General features: G+C 71.4%; 17 protein-coding genes. 7 read left to right on the plus strand and 10 right to left on the minus strand.

The features are described 5' to 3' along the window. Positions 1 to 13: 13 nt before the first annotated feature. Positions 14 to 1,285, minus strand: a complete 1,272-nt coding sequence (locus IO36_RS06510; RefSeq protein ID WP_078943092.1) for a phosphatase PAP2 family protein — start codon at positions 1,283 to 1,285, stop codon at positions 14 to 16. 379 nt (positions 1,286 to 1,664) lie between these two features. Between IO36_RS06510 and IO36_RS06515 the strand changes: the two genes are divergently transcribed. Continuing rightward, complete coding sequence (locus IO36_RS06515; RefSeq protein ID WP_037617160.1) at positions 1,665 to 2,465, plus strand: class I SAM-dependent methyltransferase; 801 nt, start codon at positions 1,665 to 1,667, stop codon at positions 2,463 to 2,465. A gap of 52 nt (positions 2,466 to 2,517) precedes the next feature. Here the strand turns inward: IO36_RS06515 and IO36_RS06520 are convergent, their stop codons facing one another. Both IO36_RS06520 and IO36_RS06525 read right to left on the minus strand, forming a co-directional pair. After that, the gene (locus IO36_RS06520; protein ID WP_037617162.1) at positions 2,518 to 3,543 is read right to left on the minus strand and encodes a DUF6745 domain-containing protein; all 1,026 of its coding nucleotides are present in this window, start codon (positions 3,541 to 3,543) and stop codon (positions 2,518 to 2,520) included. Positions 3,544 to 3,674: 131 nt separating this feature from the next. Next, the gene (locus IO36_RS06525; RefSeq protein ID WP_037617165.1) at positions 3,675 to 4,001 is read right to left on the minus strand and encodes a hypothetical protein; all 327 of its coding nucleotides are present in this window, start codon (positions 3,999 to 4,001) and stop codon (positions 3,675 to 3,677) included. Between the two features lie 324 nt (positions 4,002 to 4,325). Here IO36_RS06525 and IO36_RS06530 point away from each other — a divergent pair, with 324 nt between their 5' ends. Genes IO36_RS06530 through IO36_RS06550 form a run of 5 tightly spaced genes read left to right on the plus strand, consistent with a single transcriptional unit; the run spans position 4,326 to position 9,588 of the window. Beyond that, positions 4,326 to 5,294, plus strand: coding sequence for an STM4015 family protein (locus IO36_RS06530; RefSeq protein ID WP_037617166.1), 969 nt, complete (start codon positions 4,326 to 4,328; stop codon positions 5,292 to 5,294). Positions 5,295 to 5,322: 28 nt separating this feature from the next. Further along, a complete protein-coding gene (locus IO36_RS06535) occupies positions 5,323 to 6,486 on the plus strand; it encodes an STM4014 family protein (protein WP_037617168.1) in 1,164 nt (387 codons plus the stop codon). 58 nt (positions 6,487 to 6,544) lie between these two features. Beyond that, positions 6,545 to 7,351: an STM4013/SEN3800 family hydrolase gene (locus tag IO36_RS06540; protein ID WP_037617170.1), complete on the plus strand. Its 807-nt coding sequence runs from the start codon at positions 6,545 to 6,547 to the stop codon at positions 7,349 to 7,351. Then, a complete protein-coding gene (locus IO36_RS06545) occupies positions 7,348 to 8,703 on the plus strand; it encodes an STM4012 family radical SAM protein (RefSeq protein ID WP_037617171.1) in 1,356 nt (451 codons plus the stop codon). The genes IO36_RS06540 and IO36_RS06545 overlap by 4 nt, the downstream gene beginning before the upstream one ends. 6 nt (positions 8,704 to 8,709) lie before the next feature. Further along, complete coding sequence (locus IO36_RS06550) at positions 8,710 to 9,588, plus strand: STM4011 family radical SAM protein (protein WP_037617174.1); 879 nt, start codon at positions 8,710 to 8,712, stop codon at positions 9,586 to 9,588. A gap of 112 nt (positions 9,589 to 9,700) precedes the next feature. Here the strand turns inward: IO36_RS06550 and IO36_RS06555 are convergent, their stop codons facing one another. The 4 genes from IO36_RS06555 to IO36_RS06570 form a co-directional block, all read right to left on the minus strand. After that, on the minus strand, positions 9,701 to 10,459 hold the full coding sequence (locus IO36_RS06555; RefSeq protein WP_037617175.1) for a polyamine aminopropyltransferase: 759 nt from the start codon (positions 10,457 to 10,459) through the stop codon (positions 9,701 to 9,703). 271 nt (positions 10,460 to 10,730) lie between these two features. Next, on the minus strand, positions 10,731 to 11,528 hold the full coding sequence (locus tag IO36_RS06560; RefSeq protein WP_037617180.1) for a formylglycine-generating enzyme family protein: 798 nt from the start codon (positions 11,526 to 11,528) through the stop codon (positions 10,731 to 10,733). A gap of 114 nt (positions 11,529 to 11,642) precedes the next feature. Continuing rightward, positions 11,643 to 12,812, minus strand: coding sequence for a hypothetical protein (locus IO36_RS06565; RefSeq protein ID WP_051900090.1), 1,170 nt, complete (start codon positions 12,810 to 12,812; stop codon positions 11,643 to 11,645). Positions 12,813 to 13,180: 368 nt separating this feature from the next. Beyond that, the gene (locus tag IO36_RS06570) at positions 13,181 to 13,924 is read right to left on the minus strand and encodes a class I SAM-dependent methyltransferase (protein WP_037617182.1); all 744 of its coding nucleotides are present in this window, start codon (positions 13,922 to 13,924) and stop codon (positions 13,181 to 13,183) included. 478 nt (positions 13,925 to 14,402) lie between these two features. On the opposite strand from IO36_RS06570, the gene IO36_RS06575 reads away from it, so the two are divergent. After that, positions 14,403 to 14,933, plus strand: coding sequence for a hypothetical protein (locus IO36_RS06575; protein WP_037617185.1), 531 nt, complete (start codon positions 14,403 to 14,405; stop codon positions 14,931 to 14,933). Between the two features lie 74 nt (positions 14,934 to 15,007). On the opposite strand, the gene IO36_RS06580 is transcribed toward IO36_RS06575, so the two are convergent. The 3 genes from IO36_RS06580 to IO36_RS42955 form a co-directional block, all read right to left on the minus strand. Next, complete coding sequence (locus tag IO36_RS06580; RefSeq protein WP_051900091.1) at positions 15,008 to 16,012, minus strand: patatin-like phospholipase family protein; 1,005 nt, start codon at positions 16,010 to 16,012, stop codon at positions 15,008 to 15,010. A gap of 316 nt (positions 16,013 to 16,328) precedes the next feature. Further along, complete coding sequence (locus IO36_RS06585; protein WP_158997256.1) at positions 16,329 to 16,928, minus strand: TetR/AcrR family transcriptional regulator; 600 nt, start codon at positions 16,926 to 16,928, stop codon at positions 16,329 to 16,331. Between the two features lie 247 nt (positions 16,929 to 17,175). Beyond that, positions 17,176 to 19,074 (minus strand): FHA domain-containing protein, encoded by a 1,899-nt coding sequence (locus tag IO36_RS42955; protein ID WP_245173148.1) that lies wholly within the window; start codon positions 19,072 to 19,074, stop codon positions 17,176 to 17,178. Between the last annotated feature and the right edge of the window lie 298 nt (positions 19,075 to 19,372).

The following is a 19,372-nucleotide window of genomic DNA, read 5'->3' on the forward strand; positions in this document are numbered from 1 at the left end:
GAGCGCGCGGTCGTCAGACCTGCACGAGCTGCGGTTCCGGTTGCTGCACGAGTGCGGTCCGCGGGTGCCACGCCCGGGTCGTGCGCACATAGCCGTAGATCACGGAACCCATCGCCATGAGGAGGCACGGTCCGGCCACCCAGGCGTGCCGGGCCATCTCCACCGGCAGGTAGCGGTACGACACCAGGAGCGCGGTGAACACCACCGAGCCGTAGGCGACCAGCGTGTATCCCGAGCGGTCCCATCCTCGGTGGAACGAGCGCATGGCCGCCTCGATGGTGAGCGCGAAGACGACACCGGCGACGAGGTCCGCGCCGTAGTGGTACCCGAATCCGAGCGTTGCCGTGAGCGTGCCGACCAGCCAGAACGTGCCCGCGTAGCGCAGCAGACGTGAGCCCTCGCGGGTGTGGATGAACAGCGTGGTCGCCCAGGCCGTGTGCAGGCTGGGCATGCAGTTGCGCGGGGTTATCTCGTCGAACGGGATCGGGTGCGGGGTGCCGACCGGTACCGCGGTGTGCGGCCACAGGTTGGCCGCCGCCCACTGTCCGCCCTCGGCGCCGTAGGCGAAGACCGGCCCGGCCACGGGGAAGATCATGTAGATGGCGGGCCCCACCAGTCCGATGGCCAGGAAGGTGCGCACCAGATGATGGCCCGGGAAGCGGCGTCTCTCGGCCACGTGGCGGAGCTGGTAGAGGGCGAAGACGGCCGCCGCGAGCGGGAGCTGGCCGTAGACGAGGTGGAGTGCGTGGTACCCGATCGGGCCGGTGGCCTCGACGATCCGGCCCACCACCCAGGACGGGTTACCCAGCGCGTGATCGGCCGTGGCCACGTACGGGTCGAGGACGGTCGGCCGCGTCTCCGACGTGATCATGAGCCAGGTGTCGCCGGTCTTGTGGCCGGCCACCAGGAGCAGGCCCAGCCCCACGCCCTTGAGGAGCAGAACGCGTTCCTTGCCCGTGCGGCGGGTCACGGCGATGAACGCATAGCCGATGATCACCCACAACGCCCCGTTGCCGAACATCATTCTGGCGTCGAGCACCCAGCGCACCAGGAAGAAGACGATGTCGATTCCGGCCGCTATCCCGAGCGCTATGAACCGTTGGCGCCAGGAGAGGACGACCATCATCAACGCCAGGCCGGCGTAGAGCAGCGGTCCCGAGGTGGGTGTGAGTATCACCTCACCGGCCTGATTGGCGATCGGTCCCGGCATGCCGTAGTGACGCGCGATGATCTCCATCGCGACCAGGAACCCGAAGGTCACCACACCCGCGACGGCCCACAGAATCACCCGTGATCTGCGTCGCTCATCGAAGTCAATTGCGTTGTTTATTCGTGAAATTACTCGGGATGCTATGGATATCAACTGTTTGGCCGATTTGTTAGGTATTGGTCACAATGACTCACCCTTCGCGCTAGACAGCGTGTTCTTCTAGTGAAGGACGGACGATCAGGGCAATCGTCGTGAGTTCGATCATGCTATGAGCGTTACAGGTGCGTTTCAAGGGTCACAGCCGGTGCAAAGGTCGGTGGATCCTGTGTCCGCCGTTCTGCCGAGGCACCCGAAAGCTGCCACTCTGGCTGTAATTCGTTCCTCGGCTCTCAGGGGATTTCATGGTGCGGACCGGCAGGATACTCATCCCGGGACCGGAACCTAAGGACGCGACGTGACGGGCCCTTCGGCCTCCGGCGGCCACTACGGAGAAGCCCTGTTCGAGCCGGAGCACCCGCAGGAGTCCGAGCGCATCGACGCCGCGGCGCTGGTCTACGACCCCGTCACCACGGGCCGTCTGCGCGCCCTGATCCCCGGGCCGGGCGCCCGCTGTCTCGAGGTGGGAGCCGGGACCGGGACCGTGGTCCGCTGGCTGCTGGATGAGGCGGAGGTCACGGAGGTGGTCGCGCTCGACCGGGACACCGGCGGGCTGGACGCCCTCACCGACCCACGCCTGCGGGTGGTCACCGCCGATCTCCGCGACGAGAGCCTCGACCTGGGCGGCTTCGACCTCGTCCACGCCCGGTTCGTCCTCATGCACCTGCCCGAACGTCGTCAACTCGTCTCCCGTCTCGGGCGGTGGCTGAACCCCGGCGGCTGGCTCGTGCTCGGCGATGCCGTGGAGGTGCCGAACCCCCTGGACACCTCGTCGGCCTACCGGCGGACCATGGACGCCATGTGGCGGGCCCTGCGGTCGACCATCGGCACCGACACGTCGGACGTCCCGGCGTACCCGCACTTCCTGAGGGACGAGGGGCTGCGGAACGTCGCCGGTGAGCTGGTCTGCCCGCCGCTGGTCGCGGGCGGTCCGCTGGCGCGCTTCTGGTCGGAGACGCTGGACCGCATGCGGCCGGCCCTCGAGGAGACCGGACGCGTGGACTCCGCCGTGGTCGAGGAGGCCCTGGCCTATCTGGCGTCGCCCCGGCTGGCCGAACTCGGACCCGGCATGCTGATGGCCTGGGGGCAGCGCCCCTGAGCACCGGGAGCCGACGGGAGGGCGGCCCCGCCGATTTCCCGGCCGGCCGTCCTCACGTCTGCTGGGACGGCTCGTAGGCCTCGGCGCCGAGCCCGAACGTCCACGCGACCCCCTCACGCGCCGTACGGGTCGTCGGCGGAACCCGCAGCCAGTACGTGCGATGCGTGCCGTCCGGCTCCGGAGTCGAGTTGACGACCTCGACCATGACTACGTCCTCGTCCCCCGTCAGTTCGACCCTCCACAGGACCCCCGTCTCGTCGCGGTGGACGGGAACGGCTCCCGACTCGTCCAGATAACGGTCGTAGCCGTAGTACTCCAGCATCACCCGGCGCAGCTCGGCGTTCTCCTCGTCGCGGATCCGCGCGGGTGTCAGCGCCGTGAGTTCGTCGAGGAAGTCGTGGGGGACCGGCATCCCGCGCCAGGCGTAGAGCTCGAAGCCGTCGGCGTAGCGCAGGGCCGGGCCGTCGCCCCGGTCGAGACGCCCGGCCTCGTCACGGTGCAGGCTCAGCGGCCGTTCGCTGACGACCGCCACCTTCTCGTACGGCCACCACCAGCCTGCCTCCCGCGCCACCGCCGCGATCCCGGCCAGGGGACTCGCCGCGTCGGGGTCGAAGGCGCACAACCAGGCCGCGTCGTGCTGGCCGAGCGTCGCGTCCAGGAGCAGCAACCTCACCCGGCTCTCCTCCTTGCGGTCTCCTGCGAGGTCCTCCACGATGCCCGCCCGGACCCGGTCGGCCAGCGTGCGGGCCGACTCCCACAGAGCCGCCCCGGTGCTCCGCCAGTGCGCGCTCCACCCCTCGGGTCCCAGCCGCTCGTGCGCTCGCGCGCGTTCCGCCGCCCAGGGTCCGGTGACGACGGCGCCGCGGACGCCGGGGCCGGTGTACCCCAGTTCCCCGCCGTCGACGGGGGCCGTGCCCATGAGCATGCGGACGGCCTCGTGCGGCGAGCGCGCCCAGACGATGCGCTCGGGCTCGTCCAGCCCGGCATTGCGGTAGGCGAGCCTGACGCCCTCCTCCGCCGCCGCGCGGTCGCCCGCTCCCGTCCGTGTCGCGGTGCCCCGCCAACTGCCCTGTTCCATCGAACCGTTCCTCTCCCCTGTACTTGTGTCCGATCAGGGCGCCCCCGGCTGCCCTTCGCCCTGCCGTCGGCCCCGCCCTCCCCGAGCCGGTGCCGCCGCCGTTTCCCCCGAAGCCGGTCCCGGTGGTCGCCTCAGTCGGCGACGATCCGCACCGAACCGGGCACGTACTCACGCTGCCGGATCACCCGGTACCACCCCTTGGGGAGCGAGATCGCCGCGTGCTCCTCGTGCACGACCCGCGCCCCGTCGGGAACGTGCAGCAGCATCGGGCCGAACACTCCGCCCTCCCGTATCAGCCGCCCCGGACCGACCACGGCGTGGGCGTGCCCGGTGACTTCGCCGAGGGCCAGCACCATGCGTCCGCGGCCGTCGCGCGGCTCGGACACCGCGTCGAGGGCGTGGTCCGGCACCGCCTTCTCGTCCAACGGCGCGATCAGCACGTCACCTTGACGGAACATGGGTCTCCCTCCCCGCACGGCACGGGATGTGCCATGGGAAAAACCGTAGAGGCGGCCACTGACAATCGGCCCCGGCACCGGGCTCGCACCCTCGCTGACCAGGCGTCATGTCCCCGATGGCGCCGTCGCCGCGACCCGGTCGGCGACGGCGGACGCATCCCCGGCCCACCGCCGCATTGCCTCTGTCCACAGGTACCGACCCTGTTCGCCGCGATGTCAGTGGCGCTTGGTAGAAATTCGTCTGTCTGGGTGCGGACCGCGCGCTCCGGACTCTCCACCACGACTCTCGATCCACCCGGACCGAACACGAAGGAGCGGGCGCGCATGACCATCAACAGGCACCTCGAGGAGTTCCACGGCCTGCCGGTCTTCACCTTCCCGGACGCCGACGACCCGGCGCCCACCGCCGCCTCGCTCCCCGCGCCCGACTCCGTCGCCTGGCGCGTCGCCGTCGAGGCCTACGAGAGCGAGGAGGAGTGGGAGGACGCCTTCGCGCGCTTCCTGGCGGCCGTGGACACGGAAAAGGTGCGGGCCCTCGTCGTCGGCGCGTGGAGCGATGTGTACGACACCGCTCCCGACGCGGTGATCACGGCCCTGCTGGCCGCGCGCGACCGACTGCCCGCGCTGCGCGCGCTGTTCCTCGCGGACATCGTGATGGAGGAGTGCGAGATCTCCTGGATCATCCAGGGTGATGTGTCGCCCCTTCTGAACGCCTTCCCGGAACTGGAGGAGTTCGGCGTCCGGGGCGGCAGTCAGCTCGTCTTCCCGGCGATCCGGCACGAGCGGCTGCGCAAGCTGACCGTCGAGACCGGCGGTATGCCCGTCGAGGCCGTGCGGGGCATCGCCGCCAGCGATCTGCCGGCCCTGGCGGAACTCGACCTGTGGCTCGGCACGTCCAACTACGGGGGTGACGCCGATGTCGCCGACCTGGAGCCGTTCTTCGCGGGCACCCGGCTGCCCGGCCTGACCCGTCTCGCCCTGCGCAACAGCGAGATCCAGGACGCCATCTGCACGGCGCTGGCCTCGGCCCCCGTCGTGGCACGCCTGACGCACCTCGACGTCTCCATGGGCGTGCTCACCGACGACGGTGCGACGGCCCTGCTGTCGGGCCAGCCGCTGACCCATCTCCAGGTGCTCGACCTGCACCACAACTACCTCGGCGAAGGGGTCCGGACGCGGCTGCTGGAGACCTTGGAGCCCGCCGGCGTGACCGTCCGCGCCGACCGCGGCGACGCGGACTCCGACGAGGAGGAGGACGGAACGGTCTGGCGTTTCGTCGCGGTCGGCGAGTAGCACCCGCGGCGAGGAACGAGGAGGCGGGATGGGCGGATCGGGGCCGAACGGCGCGCCGGTGAAGTGGGCGCTCGTGGCCAATGGGGAGAACCGCCGCGCGGCCCTGTTCACAGCGGCGGCCGAGGCGGCGGGCTGCGGCACGCCCCGGCTGGTCGAGTGGCGGGACGTCTTGCGGGACGGGGGGCACGACTTCGCCGACGACGAGGTCGTCCGGCTGGATTCCCCCGGCGAGAACGCCGAGGTGGACCGGCTGCTGCGGGGTGTGGACGAGCCGACGAGGGTGGAGGGCTCCGCCCGCTGGTACACACGCTTCCTCGAGGGGGTGGGTTCGCTGCGCGGGGGCCGGCGGCTCGACGACCCCGGTGAACTGGCAGTCCTCTTCGACAAACGGCTGTGCCACGCCCGTCTCGACGCGGCGGGGGTGCCGGTGCCGCAGTCCCCCACCTCCGGGAACCAGCGGGCCGTGGAGGACTGGAGTGGTGTCCGGGACCTGATGGCGGAGGCCGGGCTGCGGCGGGTCTTCGTCAAGCTCGCGCACGGTTCGTCCGCCTCGGGCGTGCTGGCCGTCGAGACGACCGCCTCCGGCCGGATCCGGGCCACCACCTCGGTCGAGCGCACCCCTGGCGGTGACCTCCACAACTCCCTGCGGATCCGCCGCTATACGGAGGAGGCGCAGATCGCCGCGATCGTGGACGCGCTCGCGCCGGACGGACTGCACATCGAGCGCTGGCTGCCGAAGGCTTCGCTGGGCAGCAGGTCGGCCGACCTGCGCGTCGTCGTCGTGGCCGGTCGCGCGACCCACGCCGTGGTCCGTACGAGCCGCTCTCCGCTGACCAATCTGCACCTGGGCGGGACACGGGGCGACCTCGCCGCGGTCCGCGCCCTGGCCGGTGACCGGTGGGCCGAGGCCCTGTCGGTCGGCGAGCGGGCGGCGGCCTGCTTCCCGGGCACGCTGTGCGTGGGCGTCGACCTCCTGCCGGCGATCGGCTGGCGCAGGTTCGCCGTCGGGGAGGTCAACGCCTTCGGTGACCTGCTCCCCCGGCTGACCGGTCTGCCCGGAAGCGGCGCCGAAGGCCTGGACACGTACGCGGCGCAGGTCGCGCTGTTGCGTACCCTCTCCCCCGACCGCTTCCCCGTCCGCCCCGCACCGCCGCTCGACACTCCTGCCAGGACAGCACATGCACCAGCCTGAACCCGACACCACTCCGGCCCCGACTCGCCCGGACCCCGCACCGGCCGGGTCGCCGGACATGAACGAGGTGGTGGGCCGGGACGACCTGCTCCTGCTCACCCTCGACACCCTGCGCCACGACGTCGCGGTCGAACTCGCCGCGGCGGGCCGTCTGCCGCACCTGGCCGCGCACCTGCCCGGCGGCACCTGGGAGCGGCGGCACGCACCGGGCAGCTTCACCTACGCCTCCCACCAGGCGATGTTCGCGGGCTTCCTGCCCACCCCGGCGACACCGGGCCCGCACCAGCGGCTGTTCGCGGCACGCTTCGCGGGCAGCGAGACGACGGCGGACGGCACGTTCGTCTTCGACACCCCGGACCTGGTGTCCGGGCTCGCAGCGCGCGGCTATCGCACGGTGTGCATCGGGGGCGTCGGCTTCTTCAACAAGCAAGGAGCCCTCGGCGGCGTACTGCCCGGACTCTTCCAGGAGAGCCACTGGGAACCGGAGTTCGGGGTGGCCTCCCCCACCTCGTTCGAGGCCCAGGTCGCGCGGGCCGAGAAGGTGGTCGCCGAACTGCCCGCCGAGCAGCGGCTGTTCCTGTTCCTGAACGCCTCGGCGCTGCACCAGCCGACCTGGTTCCACCTGCCCGGTGCCACCCGTGAGACGGGCGACAGCCGGGCCACCCACGCGGCGGCCCTCGAGTACATCGACGCCCACGTGGGGCGGCTGTTCAGCGCGATGAGCTCGCGCCGCCGCTGCTTCGCGATCGTCTGCTCCGATCACGGCACGGCCTACGGGGACGACGGCTACACCGGCCACCGCCTCGGCCACGACTGCGTGTGGACCGTGCCCTACAGCCACTTCTTCCTGGAGCCGACCGTATGACGCTCGCCCCCGCGGCCGCCCCGACCGGCCTGCCACGCCCGTACCAGAGCTACACCTACGCCTATCCCCACAAGACCGCCTACCGGCCGCTGGCTCCGCGCCCCGCGCTGCGGGACCTGTGGGCGGGCGAGTCGCGGCAGGCACTGTCGCTTTATCTGCACATCCCCTTCTGCGAGATCCGCTGCGGCTTCTGCAATCTGTTCACCCGGATCGGCGCTCCCGGCGATCTGACGGGCCGCTATCTGGACGCGGTCCGGCGCCAGGCCGTCGCGATGCGCGAGGCCCTGGGCGACGAGGAGACCCCTCGCTTCGCCAACGCCGCCTTCGGAGGGGGCACACCGACGTTCCTGGAGGCCGCCGAGCTGGAGCGGCTGTGCGACATCGCCGAGCAGGAGATGGGGGCCGATCTCCGCGCGATCCCGCTGTCCGTCGAGGCCTCGCCCTCCACGGCCACGGCCGACCGGCTGGCCGTGCTGGTGGAACGGGGCACCACCCGGCTCAGCCTCGGAGTGCAGACCTTCGTCGAGGAGGAGTCGCGTGCCGCCGTCCGTCCGCAGCGGCGCTCCGAGGTGGAGGCGGCGCTGGCGCGGATCCGGGAGGCGGCCGTCCCCGTCCTCAACATCGATCTGATCTACGGCATCGACGGCCAGACCGCGGCCAGTTGGCGGCACTCGCTGGACGCGGCCCTCGCCTGGCGGCCCGAGGAGATCTATCTCTATCCCCTCTACATCCGTCCGCTCACCGGCCTCGGCCGGCACTCCGACGCGCGGACGGCCGACCTGGAGTGGGACGAGCAGCGGCTGCGGCTGTACCGGCAGGGCCGCGACCGGCTGCTGGAACAGGGCTACGAGCAGGTGTCGATGCGCATGTTCCGGCGGGCCGACGCACCACCGCAGGGGCCGGACGACTACGCCTGCCAGACCGACGGCATGATCGGCCTCGGCTGCGGCGCCCGTTCGTACACCTCGACGCTGCACTACTCCTTCGACTACGCGGTGTCGATGCGGGAGATCCGCGGCATCATCGACGACTACACCGCCACCGAGGACTTCTCGCGCGCGCTGCACGGCCGCCGGGTGGACGAGGACGAGGCCCGGCGCCGGCATCTGCTCCAGTCGCTCCTCCAGGCCGAGGGGCTGCCCATGGCGGACTACCGGCGGCGCTTCGGTTCGGAGCCGTACGAGGACTTCCCGGCCGAGATCGACGCGCTCGACGCCCGGGGATGGCTCGCCGACGGGCAGGAGGAAGGGCTCCGGCTCTCCGCGGAGGGGCTCGCGCACTCGGACGCGATAGGCCCGGAGTTCTTCTCCCCCGCGGTCCGGGACGCCATGGCCGCGTACGAGCGGAAGTAGGGCTCCGTGGACCTGACGATCCTGTACCGCGGCCCGCTCGCCTCCTGCGACTACGACTGTCCGTACTGTCCGTTCGCCAAGCGCCGTGACAGTACGGAGCAGCTGCGGGCGGACCGGGCCGCGCTGGAGCGGTTCACCGCGTGGGTGGGCGAGCAGCGCGGCGACCGGCTGTCGGTGCTGTTCACTCCGTGGGGCGAGGGGCTGGTCCGTTCCTGGTACCGGCGCGCCCTGGTGGAGCTGTCCCAACTGCCGCACGTCGAGCGGGTGGCCATCCAGACGAACCTCAGCTGCCGTACCGACTGGCTGGAGCAGGCGGACCGGGACACGGTGGCGCTGTGGTGCACGTACCACCCCGGGCAGACACCGCACGAACGGTTCGTCGCCAAGACCCGGCGGCTCGGCGAGCTGGGCGTGCGCTTCAGTGTCGGCGTCGTCGGCCTGCCCGAGCACCGGGAACCGGCGCGCCGGCTGCGCGCCGAGCTCCCGGAGCAGGTGTACCTGTGGGTGAACGCCGCCGAAGGACACACCTACTCGGACGAGCAGGCCGCCGAGTGGACCGCGCTCGATCCGCTGTTCCCGTTCAGCCGCCACCCGCACCGGTCGGCCGGTCTGCCCTGCCGCACGGGCGAGTCGGTCATCTCCGTGGACGGCGACGGAACGGTGCGACGGTGCCATTTCGTCCCGACCGAGATCGGCCGGCTGTACGACGGCTCGTACCGCGCGGCCCTCGTCCCGCGGCCCTGCCCGCTGGGTGCCTGCGACTGTCACATCGGCTACGTCCATCTGGAGACGCTGCCGCTGTACGACGTGTTCGCGGGCGGTGTCCTGGAACGCGTCCCGCGGCAGCTCCCGGACCGGAAGCTGCTTCCCCTGCTCCCCCGGTGACCGGCTCCCGATGAGGTCCGAATCCGCGTGGGGGCCGGCCCCGGATGAGGTCCGGAGCCGCTGGGGCCCCGGTTGAGGTCCGGGGCCGTGGCGGCCCTCCGGTCCCGGCGGGTCAGCCGTCGCGGCGTCGGGCGACGTAGACCGTGTTGGAGGCCTTGCCGCCCTGCAGTGGATTGTCGAAGTCCACGACGTGGGCCGCGGTGTCGGTGAAGACCTCCGCGAGCACCGCGCCGAACGCGTCGTCCGGCGGATCGTTCGACCACAGGGCGAACACGCCGCCGGGAAGGAGCAGTTCGGCCAGGGCTGTCAGACCGGCCCGTGTGTAGAGCACGGCGTGGCGGGGGTGGAGCACATGGCGCGGTGAGTGGTCGACGTCGAGCAGGATGGCGTGGAAACGGCGCCCGGGGGCCTCCGGGTCGAGGCCGCGGGGCACGTCGGCCGACGGCTCTTCGTCGGTGGCGACTCCCCCGGTGGTCATCGCGAAGAAGTCCCCGAGCACGAGCCGGCACCGGGGGTCGGTCGCCAGGCCCTCGCCCAGCGGTACGAGCCCGCGGCGGTGCCAGTCGATCACCTCGGCCAGGGTGTCGACGACGATGAGCGAGCGCACGCGCGGATCGTCCAGCGCCGTCCTGGCCGTGTAGCCGAGGCCGAGTCCGCCCACGACGACGTCCAGCGGGCCTTCGGACAGCTCGGCGAGGCCGATCCGGGTCAGCTCGATCTCCCCCGTGGTGAAGAGCGAGGACATCAGATACTCGTCGCCGAGCTTCACCTCGTACACGTCGTCACCCGACAGCGGGTCCCTGCGGCGACGGAGACTGATGTCGCCCATCGGCGTCGGACGCCAGTCGATCTCCTCGAAACGTGCGCTCATCCGATGCTCTTCTCCCCGGTCTCGGGCCACCACACCGTCGGGGCCCGGCGGGACGGGCGCCGTCGCCTCGTCCCGGCGGCCCGGACGAGGTGCGGCACCGCCGTCCCGTTCGGGCCCGATGCTTGGGAGGATCTTCACATGGAGCGCGGCCGACCGGCGGTCGAACGGTCGGGCACCACCGGAACGAGTCTGTCCGCTCCGGCCGCGCCCGACCTCGTGCCGGTCCGGCGGGAACCGCCCCTCAGAGGGTCAGCCCGGCGGGAACCGCCCCTCAGAGGGTCAGCACGGGCCGGACGGAGAAGTCGTCGCACATGTCCTCGCCCTCGGGTCCGTACACGAACTCGACCATGGAGGGGTTGCGGTTGGCGGTGGCCAGGGGCAGCCACGCCAGCAGGGTGCCGTAGCCGCCGCACACGGACTCGCCCCCGTCGCCGCCGTGCACGGCGGTGCCCTCGCTCGTCAGTTCCGCGCGGTACGTGTCGTAGGCGATGCGCAGGCCGAAGGCGTTCAGCAGGTTGTGGGGACCGGTGCGGTCCCCGTACGGAATGCGGTCCAGCGGGCACTCGTCGCCCCACCGGAACAGCGTGCCCGCGCCGGCTCCGCACGCGTGCTCCCACTCGTCGGAGGTGGGCATGCGCAGACCGCGGGCCTCGAGCTCCGCCGGTGTGTCGGCCGGGATCTCGGTCAGCCTCTCGTCCTCCACGGCCATGAGCACGGTGGCCGGCGCGACGCTCCTTCTCGGGCTGAGCATCTGCGCGAGGTACGCGCGCAGATCGGCGCCGAGGCCGAACCCGGCCTCCAGACTCCGCGCGTAGTCGGCGGACTGCTCGGCCGTCGGCTGCCAGGCGTCGACGTCGAAGCCGAGCTCGACCGGGCCGCCCGGTATCAGGGCGAACTCCTGGCCCTGGCGGTCGATTCGGACGCGGTGGAGCGGGGAGCCGAGGTGCTCGACGCTGTCGACCGCGGTGACGCGGCCGCCCACCAGGTCGGCCGCTTCGCGGGCGGCTCGCTGAGCGGTCCGCAGGTCGAAGGAGCGCCAGTGGTCGAGGGTGAGATCAGCGAGGGACATGCACCGGAGTGTGCCACGGGGGTCCGACATCGTCCGGGTCGGGCGGAAGCGCGCTCGGGCGGGACGGAGGCGGCCCGTGGTGTACGGCGGTTCGGGCCCACCGCGGCCCGGCTCCTACTCCTCGGCGCGGGCCTCGTCGGCCACGGGTTCGCCGGAACCGGCTGCCGGCGCCGGCGACTTGTCCCCGTCACGGTCTCCCGCCAGTCGCAGGGTCAGCAGTGCCGTCAGTCCCGCGGCGGCGCCGAAGGTGAGGGCGGCCGGGACACCCGAGTCGAGTTGGGTGATCAGGGACACCGGACCCCGGACGGTGAACGCGTCGTCGAACGCGAGGTGCACCAACCGGCCCGCCAGCAGGGCGAGTACGGTCGCGCAGACCCCGCCCACGGCCATGGCAGGTGCCGTGGTCCGGGTGAGCAGTCCGGGCAGCAGGCGCAGCGCCCACCAGAAGGCGACGAGGACGAGCGCGTCGGCGGCCCGGTACAGGGGCCAGTCGCCCATCGGGGTGGCCGAGGGGCCCGTCCAGCTGCCGAGCAGCAGCCAGGCGCGCAGCAGTTCGCCGGGCTCGGACAGCATCCCTCCGCCGTCGAACGAGGTCTGGATCCAGGCGGCCACGGACTGGTACGAGAGGACCACCAGCGACAGTGCGATCACCGCGGTTCCGGTGCTCGCGGCCAGGCGGGCGGCCCGGGGTGCCACGGTCCGGCGCGGCGACGGCTCCTCGCCCTTGGCGGTGACGCGCGCGATGAGCACGGTGACCAGGGCGGTGAGCAGCCCCGCCGGCACGGTGACCGGCCCGCTCGACACGATCACCGAGGCCAGGCGTGGCAGCACCCGGAAGCTGCCGTGCCCGTAGGAGGCGATCTCCCACGGCGCGGAGACGGTCACGGCCAGCATGCCGGCCATGGGGGTCCAGGCCCACAGCCCGAGCACGGTCGCCGCGGTACGGCCCTCGGTCGGAGGGAGGCGGCGGATCAGGAGCAGCGCGCCGGCCAGGAAGAACGCGAAGACGGCCACGAATCTGATCTGCATCGCGGTGGTGTACAGGTCCGCGTACGAGCTTCCGCCGAGTGCCACGCCCCCGGATCCGTCGGAGAGAAAGCCTGCCGGAGGGTCGTACGCCCAGGGTCTCAGCCACATCCGGAGCTCGCTCACGGACTGGGCGTCGAACACGGTGGTGGCGCCTTGCAGGTGAAGTGCCTGAGCGCTCTCCCCGGCCCACCACAGCAGCAACGTGATCAGCAGGCTTCCGGCCAGTGCCGGTATCACCGCGCGCCGATAGGTCATGTGTAGCCCCCGCCTCTGCCCTGCGTCCCGAATCCATGGGTACGTCAACCGGTCGAAGAATAGGCGGTGTTGATCGTTCAGGAGTGATCATTACCGGACAGGAGATGTGGGTGGTGCGGGCAGGGGAGACGCAAAAGACCCTGCCCCGACGAAATCGGGACAGGGTCTTCACAGAGCGCCGGGCAGGCCTTGCACCTGCATTTCCCCGCAGGAAGCGGGGCGTCTTTCCTTGGACCACCAACGCATCGGCGACCGGAGCGACTTCCTCCGATCGGCTCAAGATCAATCATAGACCATGCCCCGCCGGCCCGACCAGACCGGCGGAGAGAGACTCGGCAGCATCAGGGGCCGGGACCGGCCCGGGCGGGTCAGACGTCGGCCACCAGGAGTCGATAGCCGACGTCGATGGTGTCGAGGGCGAGCAGGTCGGAGTGGCGGCGGTGCCAGTGGCCCGTCGCGAGGTCGTCGGTGAGCGCCGCGAGGCCGGGGGCCAGGGCGTCCTCTCCCGTCTGGGCGAACATCGAGATACCGGCGCGCACGTGGGGGTCGAGGTAGGCGTGGGGTCTGCGCCAGTAGGCCGCGCCGAAGCCGTCCGTGCAGTCGTGCGGAACGTGGACGGGCTCCTGTCGCGCCCCGCCGAGCAGGGTGGTGAGCCGGTCGATCGGAACGGCCCGGACGTCGTCGAACGCGGCGGCCTGCGGGAGGTAGTCGCGTACGAGCCAGAACCGCTCGCGGAAGATCTCCTGGTCCCAGGTCAGGACGACGATGCGCCGGCGCGCGACCCGGCGGAGTTCGGCGATGCCGGCCACGAGGTCGGTCCAGTGGTGGACGGTCAGCAGGGCCATGACGGCGTCGGCGGCGTTGTCGCGCAGGGGAAGGCGTTCGGCGACGGCGCCCACGGCGGGTGCGGAGCCGGGCGGGCGCTGGTCGATCATGATCTGGCTGGGTTCGACGGCGAGGACCGTCTGCCGCGGTTCGTAGGACCCGGTGCCCGCGCCCACGTTGATCACGGTCGCGGCGTCCCCGAGTGCGGCGTGCACCTGCGCGGCTATCCGCGGATCCGGCTGCCGGGTCCGGCCGTACGTCGCGCCGAGCGTGTCATAGATGGCCATGCCGCCCAGTATCGCGAAGGAGCCGCCCTCCGCGGACCGTCCTGCGCCGCGCGAAAGCCACGGAGGCCGAGATCGGCACGAGTCCTCGGGCCGACCGGGCGGAACCCTCCCGGCATCGCCGTGCGCCGCCTGCCGATGCGGCAAGAAAAAGCCCTGCCCCGTACTGGACGGGGCAGGGCTTCAATGGAGCGCCGGGCAGGCCTTGCACCTGCATTTCCCCGCAGGAAGCGGGGCGTCTTTCCTTGGACCACCAACGCATCGGCGACCGGAGCGACTTCCTCCGACCAGCTCAAGATCAATCGTATCAGATGCCCGCCACGCCTCTCCCCCGCCGCTTCTCCACACCTCACCGCACCTCACGAGCGGGGATGTCAGTCGGCGGTGCGATGCTGGCGCCGGCGTCTTCGCCCGCCGCCCGAAGCGGTCCCAGGACAGGCGAACCATCCGCACACGACACGCCGCGCGGCGAGGAGGTCCGATGAACGACTCGTACTCACCCGTCCATGAACTGAATCTGCTCAAGGAGTTCGAGGACCGGCTCGGCCCCGTCTTCTACTCGGAGGGCTTCGAGCTCGGCGAGTACGGCGGGGACGCCGGGCTGCACACCTGGTCGGAGGATCCCGCGTTCCTCAGCGGGTTCGTCCCCTTCGCCAAGGCCAACGGCAGCGGCTCGGACTACGCCCTGTGGCGGTGCGACGACCGCGCCGAACTCGCCACCCTGCCCATCGTCTTCGTGGGCGACGAGGGCGACCTCCTGGTGATCGCCCGCGATCTGAGGGAGCTGTTCCAGCTGCTCGCCATCGACGGCGAGCCCTTCCCGGAGGGGTTCCCCGATCCCGACGACGTCGAGGAACACAGCCAGGGACACGCGGAGTTCCTCGTCTGGCTGGACGAGACGTTCGGGCTCGGGCCCGCGGAGGATCCGGAGGCACTCTGGGACGCGCGCAAGGGGCTCGACGACCGGTTCCAGGCGTGGGTACGTCGCTTCACCGGGCCCGCGGACGCCTGAGCCGGCGTCTCGGCCGGTGGCCGACTGAACCCGGCGCTTCAGTCGGCGGCCGCCCGACGCCTGAGACCGGCGTCTCAGTCAGTGGTCGCCGGGCGGTCCCCCGTGCCGTACAGGTGACCGTGCGCGGCGTGTACCGCGGTGCGCCCGGACTCCAGCGCGGTCTCGAGGAGGTCCCCGTCACTCGCCAGGCGTCCGACGGCGGGCGAGTCCGGGGCGGGCCGGATCGAGACGACGGCCGCGTGGTCGGCCAGGCGTGCATCGTCCTCGGCCAGCCGCGTCTCACGGTCGAGGAACACCTGGCGCAGCGCCTCGGGCTCGCGCCGCAGCACCGTCTTCGCGATGAGCGCGGCGGAACGGGACGGCCGGGCGACGTCGATCGCCCGGCGTGACCTCAGCACCATGACATGCGTCGCGCCCTGCGCCAGCGCGGTCCGGTAGGGCACGGATTCGGAGACGCCCGCGTCGTAGTAGCGGCGTCCGCGCAGCGTCACGGGCTCTCCGGCCAGCAGCGGCAGGGACGCGCTCGCCCGCAGCGCGAGACGGAGTTCCGCGGCATCGCCGATGAAGGGCCGCAGATCGATGGATGCGCCGGTCTCGGCGTCGGTGGCCAGCGGGTGGTACTCGATGTCGCTGGCCAGGATCGACGCGAAGTCCATCGGCGCGCAGTCCTGGTCGCCGTAGCGGTAAAGGACCTCGTAGAAGGCGTGCAGGTCCACGAGCGGCTTGCCGCGCAGGGGGTTCGAGCGCCGGATCAACGTCCTGGCGTACTTGGGAACCGCCCAGAAGCGCAGCGACTCCGGGCTCGTGCTCAGCAGCCACGCGCCGGAGGCCGCGCCGGCGGAAGCGCCGTAGACGGCGTCGAAGCTGTTGGTCAGTCCGAGTTCGTGCAGGGCCATCGCCATCCCGCCGGCGATGATGCCGCGCATCCCGCCGCCCTCGATGGCCAGGGCGACGCGGTGTCCGTCGGTGCGGGCGCCGGGGCGGCTGCCGGTGCGCGCACGCTCGGTGAGCACGCGCCAGACCGGGTGCGGCTCCGTGGACTCGGGGGTGCCGGCGGAGTTCGTCGCGGTCGTCGTCATCGTGGTCAGGGCTCCAGGGGACAGCTCGGGGGTGGTTTCCGCACGCGGAGCTCGGGAGGGGCGGGGCGCGAGCGTCCGGCCCCGGATCACGGCCCGTCTCCTGTCGTGACCCGGCCGCCCGGAGCATCACTTTACCAGTGAACTGCCATTCACTAGCCGATGGCTAGTGAAATCTGCGCCACATCGAAAGGGGGATGGAGGGTGCGCCGAGAGTGCTGCCCCGCCACAGACGGCGTGAGGTGTGCCGCCCGCCCGTCCGTCGATGGACCAGGGTGTGCCGCCCGTCCGCCCACGGCCCGGGCCGCGGGGCACCCGCTCAGCCTTCGCCGGACTCCGTCCCCGGCACGGCCAGCAGACCGCGGGCGGTCAGCAGCAACGCGGCCCTCAGCTCGTCGTCCGGGAGGTCGGACAGTTCGCCCAGGCCCTCCAGCATCCACACGCACATCACATAGGCCATGCGCTCCGCCGGCGTCGGCGAGCTGCCGAACAGCACCCGCAGGATGCGCCGCCTGCGCCCGTCGTTCTCGGCGTAGATGCTGGCGGCCCGGATCTCGGGGTCGTGCAGGAGCATGGTTCCCAGCTCGCGGTGCCGCACCAGGAAGTCGACCCAGCCGACCCCGAACGCGTCCAGCCGCTCCTGGCGCGACGGCATGGCGGCCAGCTCGTCCAGGAGGACCGCCATCTCCTCGACGGCCGGATCGAGCGAGGCCTGGAGGATCTGCGCCTTGGTGCGGAAGTGGTAGTAGACCGCGGCCTTGGTGAGGCCCAACTCGTCGGCGATGGCCTGCAACGAGGTGGCCTGATAGCCACGGGCCGCGAAGAGTCTCTGGGCCGTCCCGACGATCTGCTGCCGCGTCGCCGCGGCCCGGGCGGCTCGGCCGACCACCGGGACGCCCGGCTCTCGTTCGCTGGGCACGCTCGCTCGCTCCCGCATGGATCTTGCCTTCGAGGGCTGGTGGTGAGGTGAGACTGGACGTCCACCTTACCGGCCCGGTCCGGCCGGCCGGCTTCTGGCGAACCAGCGCGGGAAGCCGACGGCCGCACTCCGTACCCGTCTCGGACCCGGGCCGACGGCCGCACTTTGTACGCACCGCACGCCTGGACCACCGGCCGCACCCCGAACGAACGTCACACCCGAGCCGACGGCCGCACACCGCGTGCTCTCACACCTGCGCCACCGGCTCCAGTGCCTCGACGGCCGCCGCCGCGGCCGCGGAGTCCCTGCCGTAGAAGATGTCGATGTCCACCTCCTCACCGCCCATGGTGAGGGTGTCCCAGGCTCCGCTGAGCACCAGCATGCGCAGCGTGGTGCTCTCCAGGGTCCCCAGCCGTTCCAGGATCGCGTCGTCGTCCGGTAGGCCGGACATGCGCTTCTCAAGCCGGGAGCGGATTCCGCGCAGTCGCTCCAGCAGCGTCGCGGTGTCGGCGTCGCGGTCCGGCTCCTCGGGGATCCCGTCGATGCCGTGGGCGATGATGTCCTTGATGGCCCAGGTGGCGCCCTTGTCGTCGGTGGTCACCATCGCCTTCCAGGCGCGGCTCTTGTGCCGGTACTGGAGCATCGACATGGCGGCCTCGTGGCGCAGGAAGTCCGCGTCCCGGAACGGCTTGCCGTTCCACGCCCCGTTCAGGGACCGTGCGAGCGAGATCGCCGAGGCCAGGCCGCTGTTGAGTCCCCGGCCCGGCCAGAAGTGGATGGCGTTGGCCGCGTCGCCCAGCAGGAATCCGTACGTGCCCGGAGTGTTGGCCGTCGGAGGCAGCAACTCGGCTGTGAAGCGCGGGCGTTGCACCATGTCGAGGCGGAACGAGGTGACCGCGCTCAGTTCACCCGGCTCCACCCCGAACAGCCGCAGTCCCTCGTCCACCCGCTTCCACAGGGCCGAGCCCCTGATGAGGGCCGGGAGGAACAGGGTGCTGTGGGTGGAGCAGCGGAAGTCACCGTGCTCGTCGCGCCCCATCACACAGGGGCGGGAGGCGATGCACTCCTCGAAGACGCGGCGGACCGGATCGATGCCGACGACCTCCGCGGTCTCCGCGTCGGTCAGCCGCATGTTCAGGAAGCCCTCGCCGCGCAGGGAGTTGAGCAGGAAGCGGTTCTGCCCGACGGTCAGCAGGACGGCCATGGGGTCGGCGAGGCCCGACTTCACCCGCAGTCCGAGGACCACGTCCTGGAGGTGGCGGCCGTCGAGGGAGTAGATGGACTCGTCCGCCTTGCCGAACTTGGCGGCGAAGTGCTCGCGCGTGTGCGACCGTCCGCCGTCGCAGATGGCCAGCACGTGCTGGGTGGCCAGCACCTCCTGCTGCTCCTCGACGTCGAACCGGGCGGGGACGAGCCGGATCCGGCCCCGCTTCTCGTTGGCCACCTCCAGGAGCCGGTCCTCGATGTAGGCGATCCGCATGTTCCGCGGGTGGTGCTCGCCGATGGAGTCGGGACCGGAGGGCCACATCTCGGTGTAGCTGTCCGGGTCGAAGAGCCGCGCCTTCACCTCCTCGGGCAGGCTGAGGTACTGACGGCTCTGTACGGTCACCACCTGCTGGCGGCGTACGTTGCCCTCGCTCTCGTCCTTCCAGACGATCGAGCGGCCCCGCTTCCGCCATCGCCCGTCGTAGACGGTGACGCTCACCTGGGCGCCCAGGAAGTGCTCCAGCAGCAGGGCGAGCGCGAGGCCGACGGGACCCCCGCCCGCGACGGTGACCCTGAGCACCGGCCCGCGGCCGGCCTCCTCGTCGCCGTCGGTCAGCGCCCTCGGCAGCGAGAGCGCCATGATCGTCTCCATGGCGTCGGCGACCTCGAAGCGGAACTCCTGGTCGCCGATGGTGATGTCGTCGCCGGGCTCGAGAAGCCGGGAGTCGATCTCCTCGCCGTTGACCAGGGTGCCGTTGCTGCTGCCGCAGTCCCGCAGCACATAGCCCTGGGTGTCGTCCAGCACGATCTCGGCGTGGAAGCGCGAGACGCTGAGACTCGAGACGACGACGGTGTTCTCGGGGTTGCGTCCGAACGTGACCCGGGTGCCGATCACCGGTATCCGTTCTCCGGCCAACAGTCCTTCACGTCCGACAAGCACCGGCGCCACGGGATTTCCCTCCCCAGGTTGACGACATTCTCGCTGTCGCGGCGCCGTCGGCGCACACCTCCGGCCGGGCGGGACCGAGCGGTGTGCGACGGGATCGGGCGGGGCGACGTTCGCTCGACGTACAGGAACCTCGACGTACAGGAACGGTGAACGGTTCGGTGTGACAACGGCGTTGAGTCGCTTGACCAGTTCGGATGGTCCATCATGCCCGATTCCGGAGCCTTTCGGGAGGGGCCGTCCCACGTCGGCGGAATCCCTGCGGCTTCCGGGCGACCCCCATGGACAACGG

The sequence above is a fragment of the Streptomyces aureus genome (assembly GCF_000725495.1).
GTDB classification, from domain to species: domain Bacteria; phylum Actinomycetota; class Actinomycetes; order Streptomycetales; family Streptomycetaceae; genus Streptomyces; species Streptomyces aureus_B.

Excerpts from the sequence above, each read along its gene's own strand:
- IO36_RS06520 (WP_037617162.1), bottom strand. The coding sequence starts at position 3,543 with ATGGAACAGGGCAGTTGGCGGGGCACCGCGACACGGACGGGAGCGGGC.
- IO36_RS06525 (WP_037617165.1), bottom strand. The coding sequence starts at position 4,001 with ATGTTCCGTCAAGGTGACGTGCTGATCGCGCCGTTGGACGAGAAGGCG.
- IO36_RS06530 (WP_037617166.1), top strand. The coding sequence starts at position 4,326 with ATGACCATCAACAGGCACCTCGAGGAGTTCCACGGCCTGCCGGTCTTC.
- IO36_RS06535 (WP_037617168.1), top strand. The coding sequence starts at position 5,323 with ATGGGCGGATCGGGGCCGAACGGCGCGCCGGTGAAGTGGGCGCTCGTG.
- IO36_RS06540 (WP_037617170.1), top strand. The coding sequence starts at position 6,545 with ATGAACGAGGTGGTGGGCCGGGACGACCTGCTCCTGCTCACCCTCGAC.
- IO36_RS06545 (WP_037617171.1), top strand. The coding sequence starts at position 7,348 with ATGACGCTCGCCCCCGCGGCCGCCCCGACCGGCCTGCCACGCCCGTAC.
- IO36_RS06555 (WP_037617175.1), bottom strand. The coding sequence starts at position 10,459 with ATGAGCGCACGTTTCGAGGAGATCGACTGGCGTCCGACGCCGATGGGC.
- IO36_RS06560 (WP_037617180.1), bottom strand. The coding sequence starts at position 11,528 with ATGTCCCTCGCTGATCTCACCCTCGACCACTGGCGCTCCTTCGACCTG.
- IO36_RS06565 (WP_051900090.1), bottom strand. The coding sequence starts at position 12,812 with ATGACCTATCGGCGCGCGGTGATACCGGCACTGGCCGGAAGCCTGCTG.
- IO36_RS06570 (WP_037617182.1), bottom strand. The coding sequence starts at position 13,924 with ATGGCCATCTATGACACGCTCGGCGCGACGTACGGCCGGACCCGGCAG.
- IO36_RS06575 (WP_037617185.1), top strand. The coding sequence starts at position 14,403 with ATGAACGACTCGTACTCACCCGTCCATGAACTGAATCTGCTCAAGGAG.
- IO36_RS06580 (WP_051900091.1), bottom strand. The coding sequence starts at position 16,012 with ATGACGACGACCGCGACGAACTCCGCCGGCACCCCCGAGTCCACGGAG.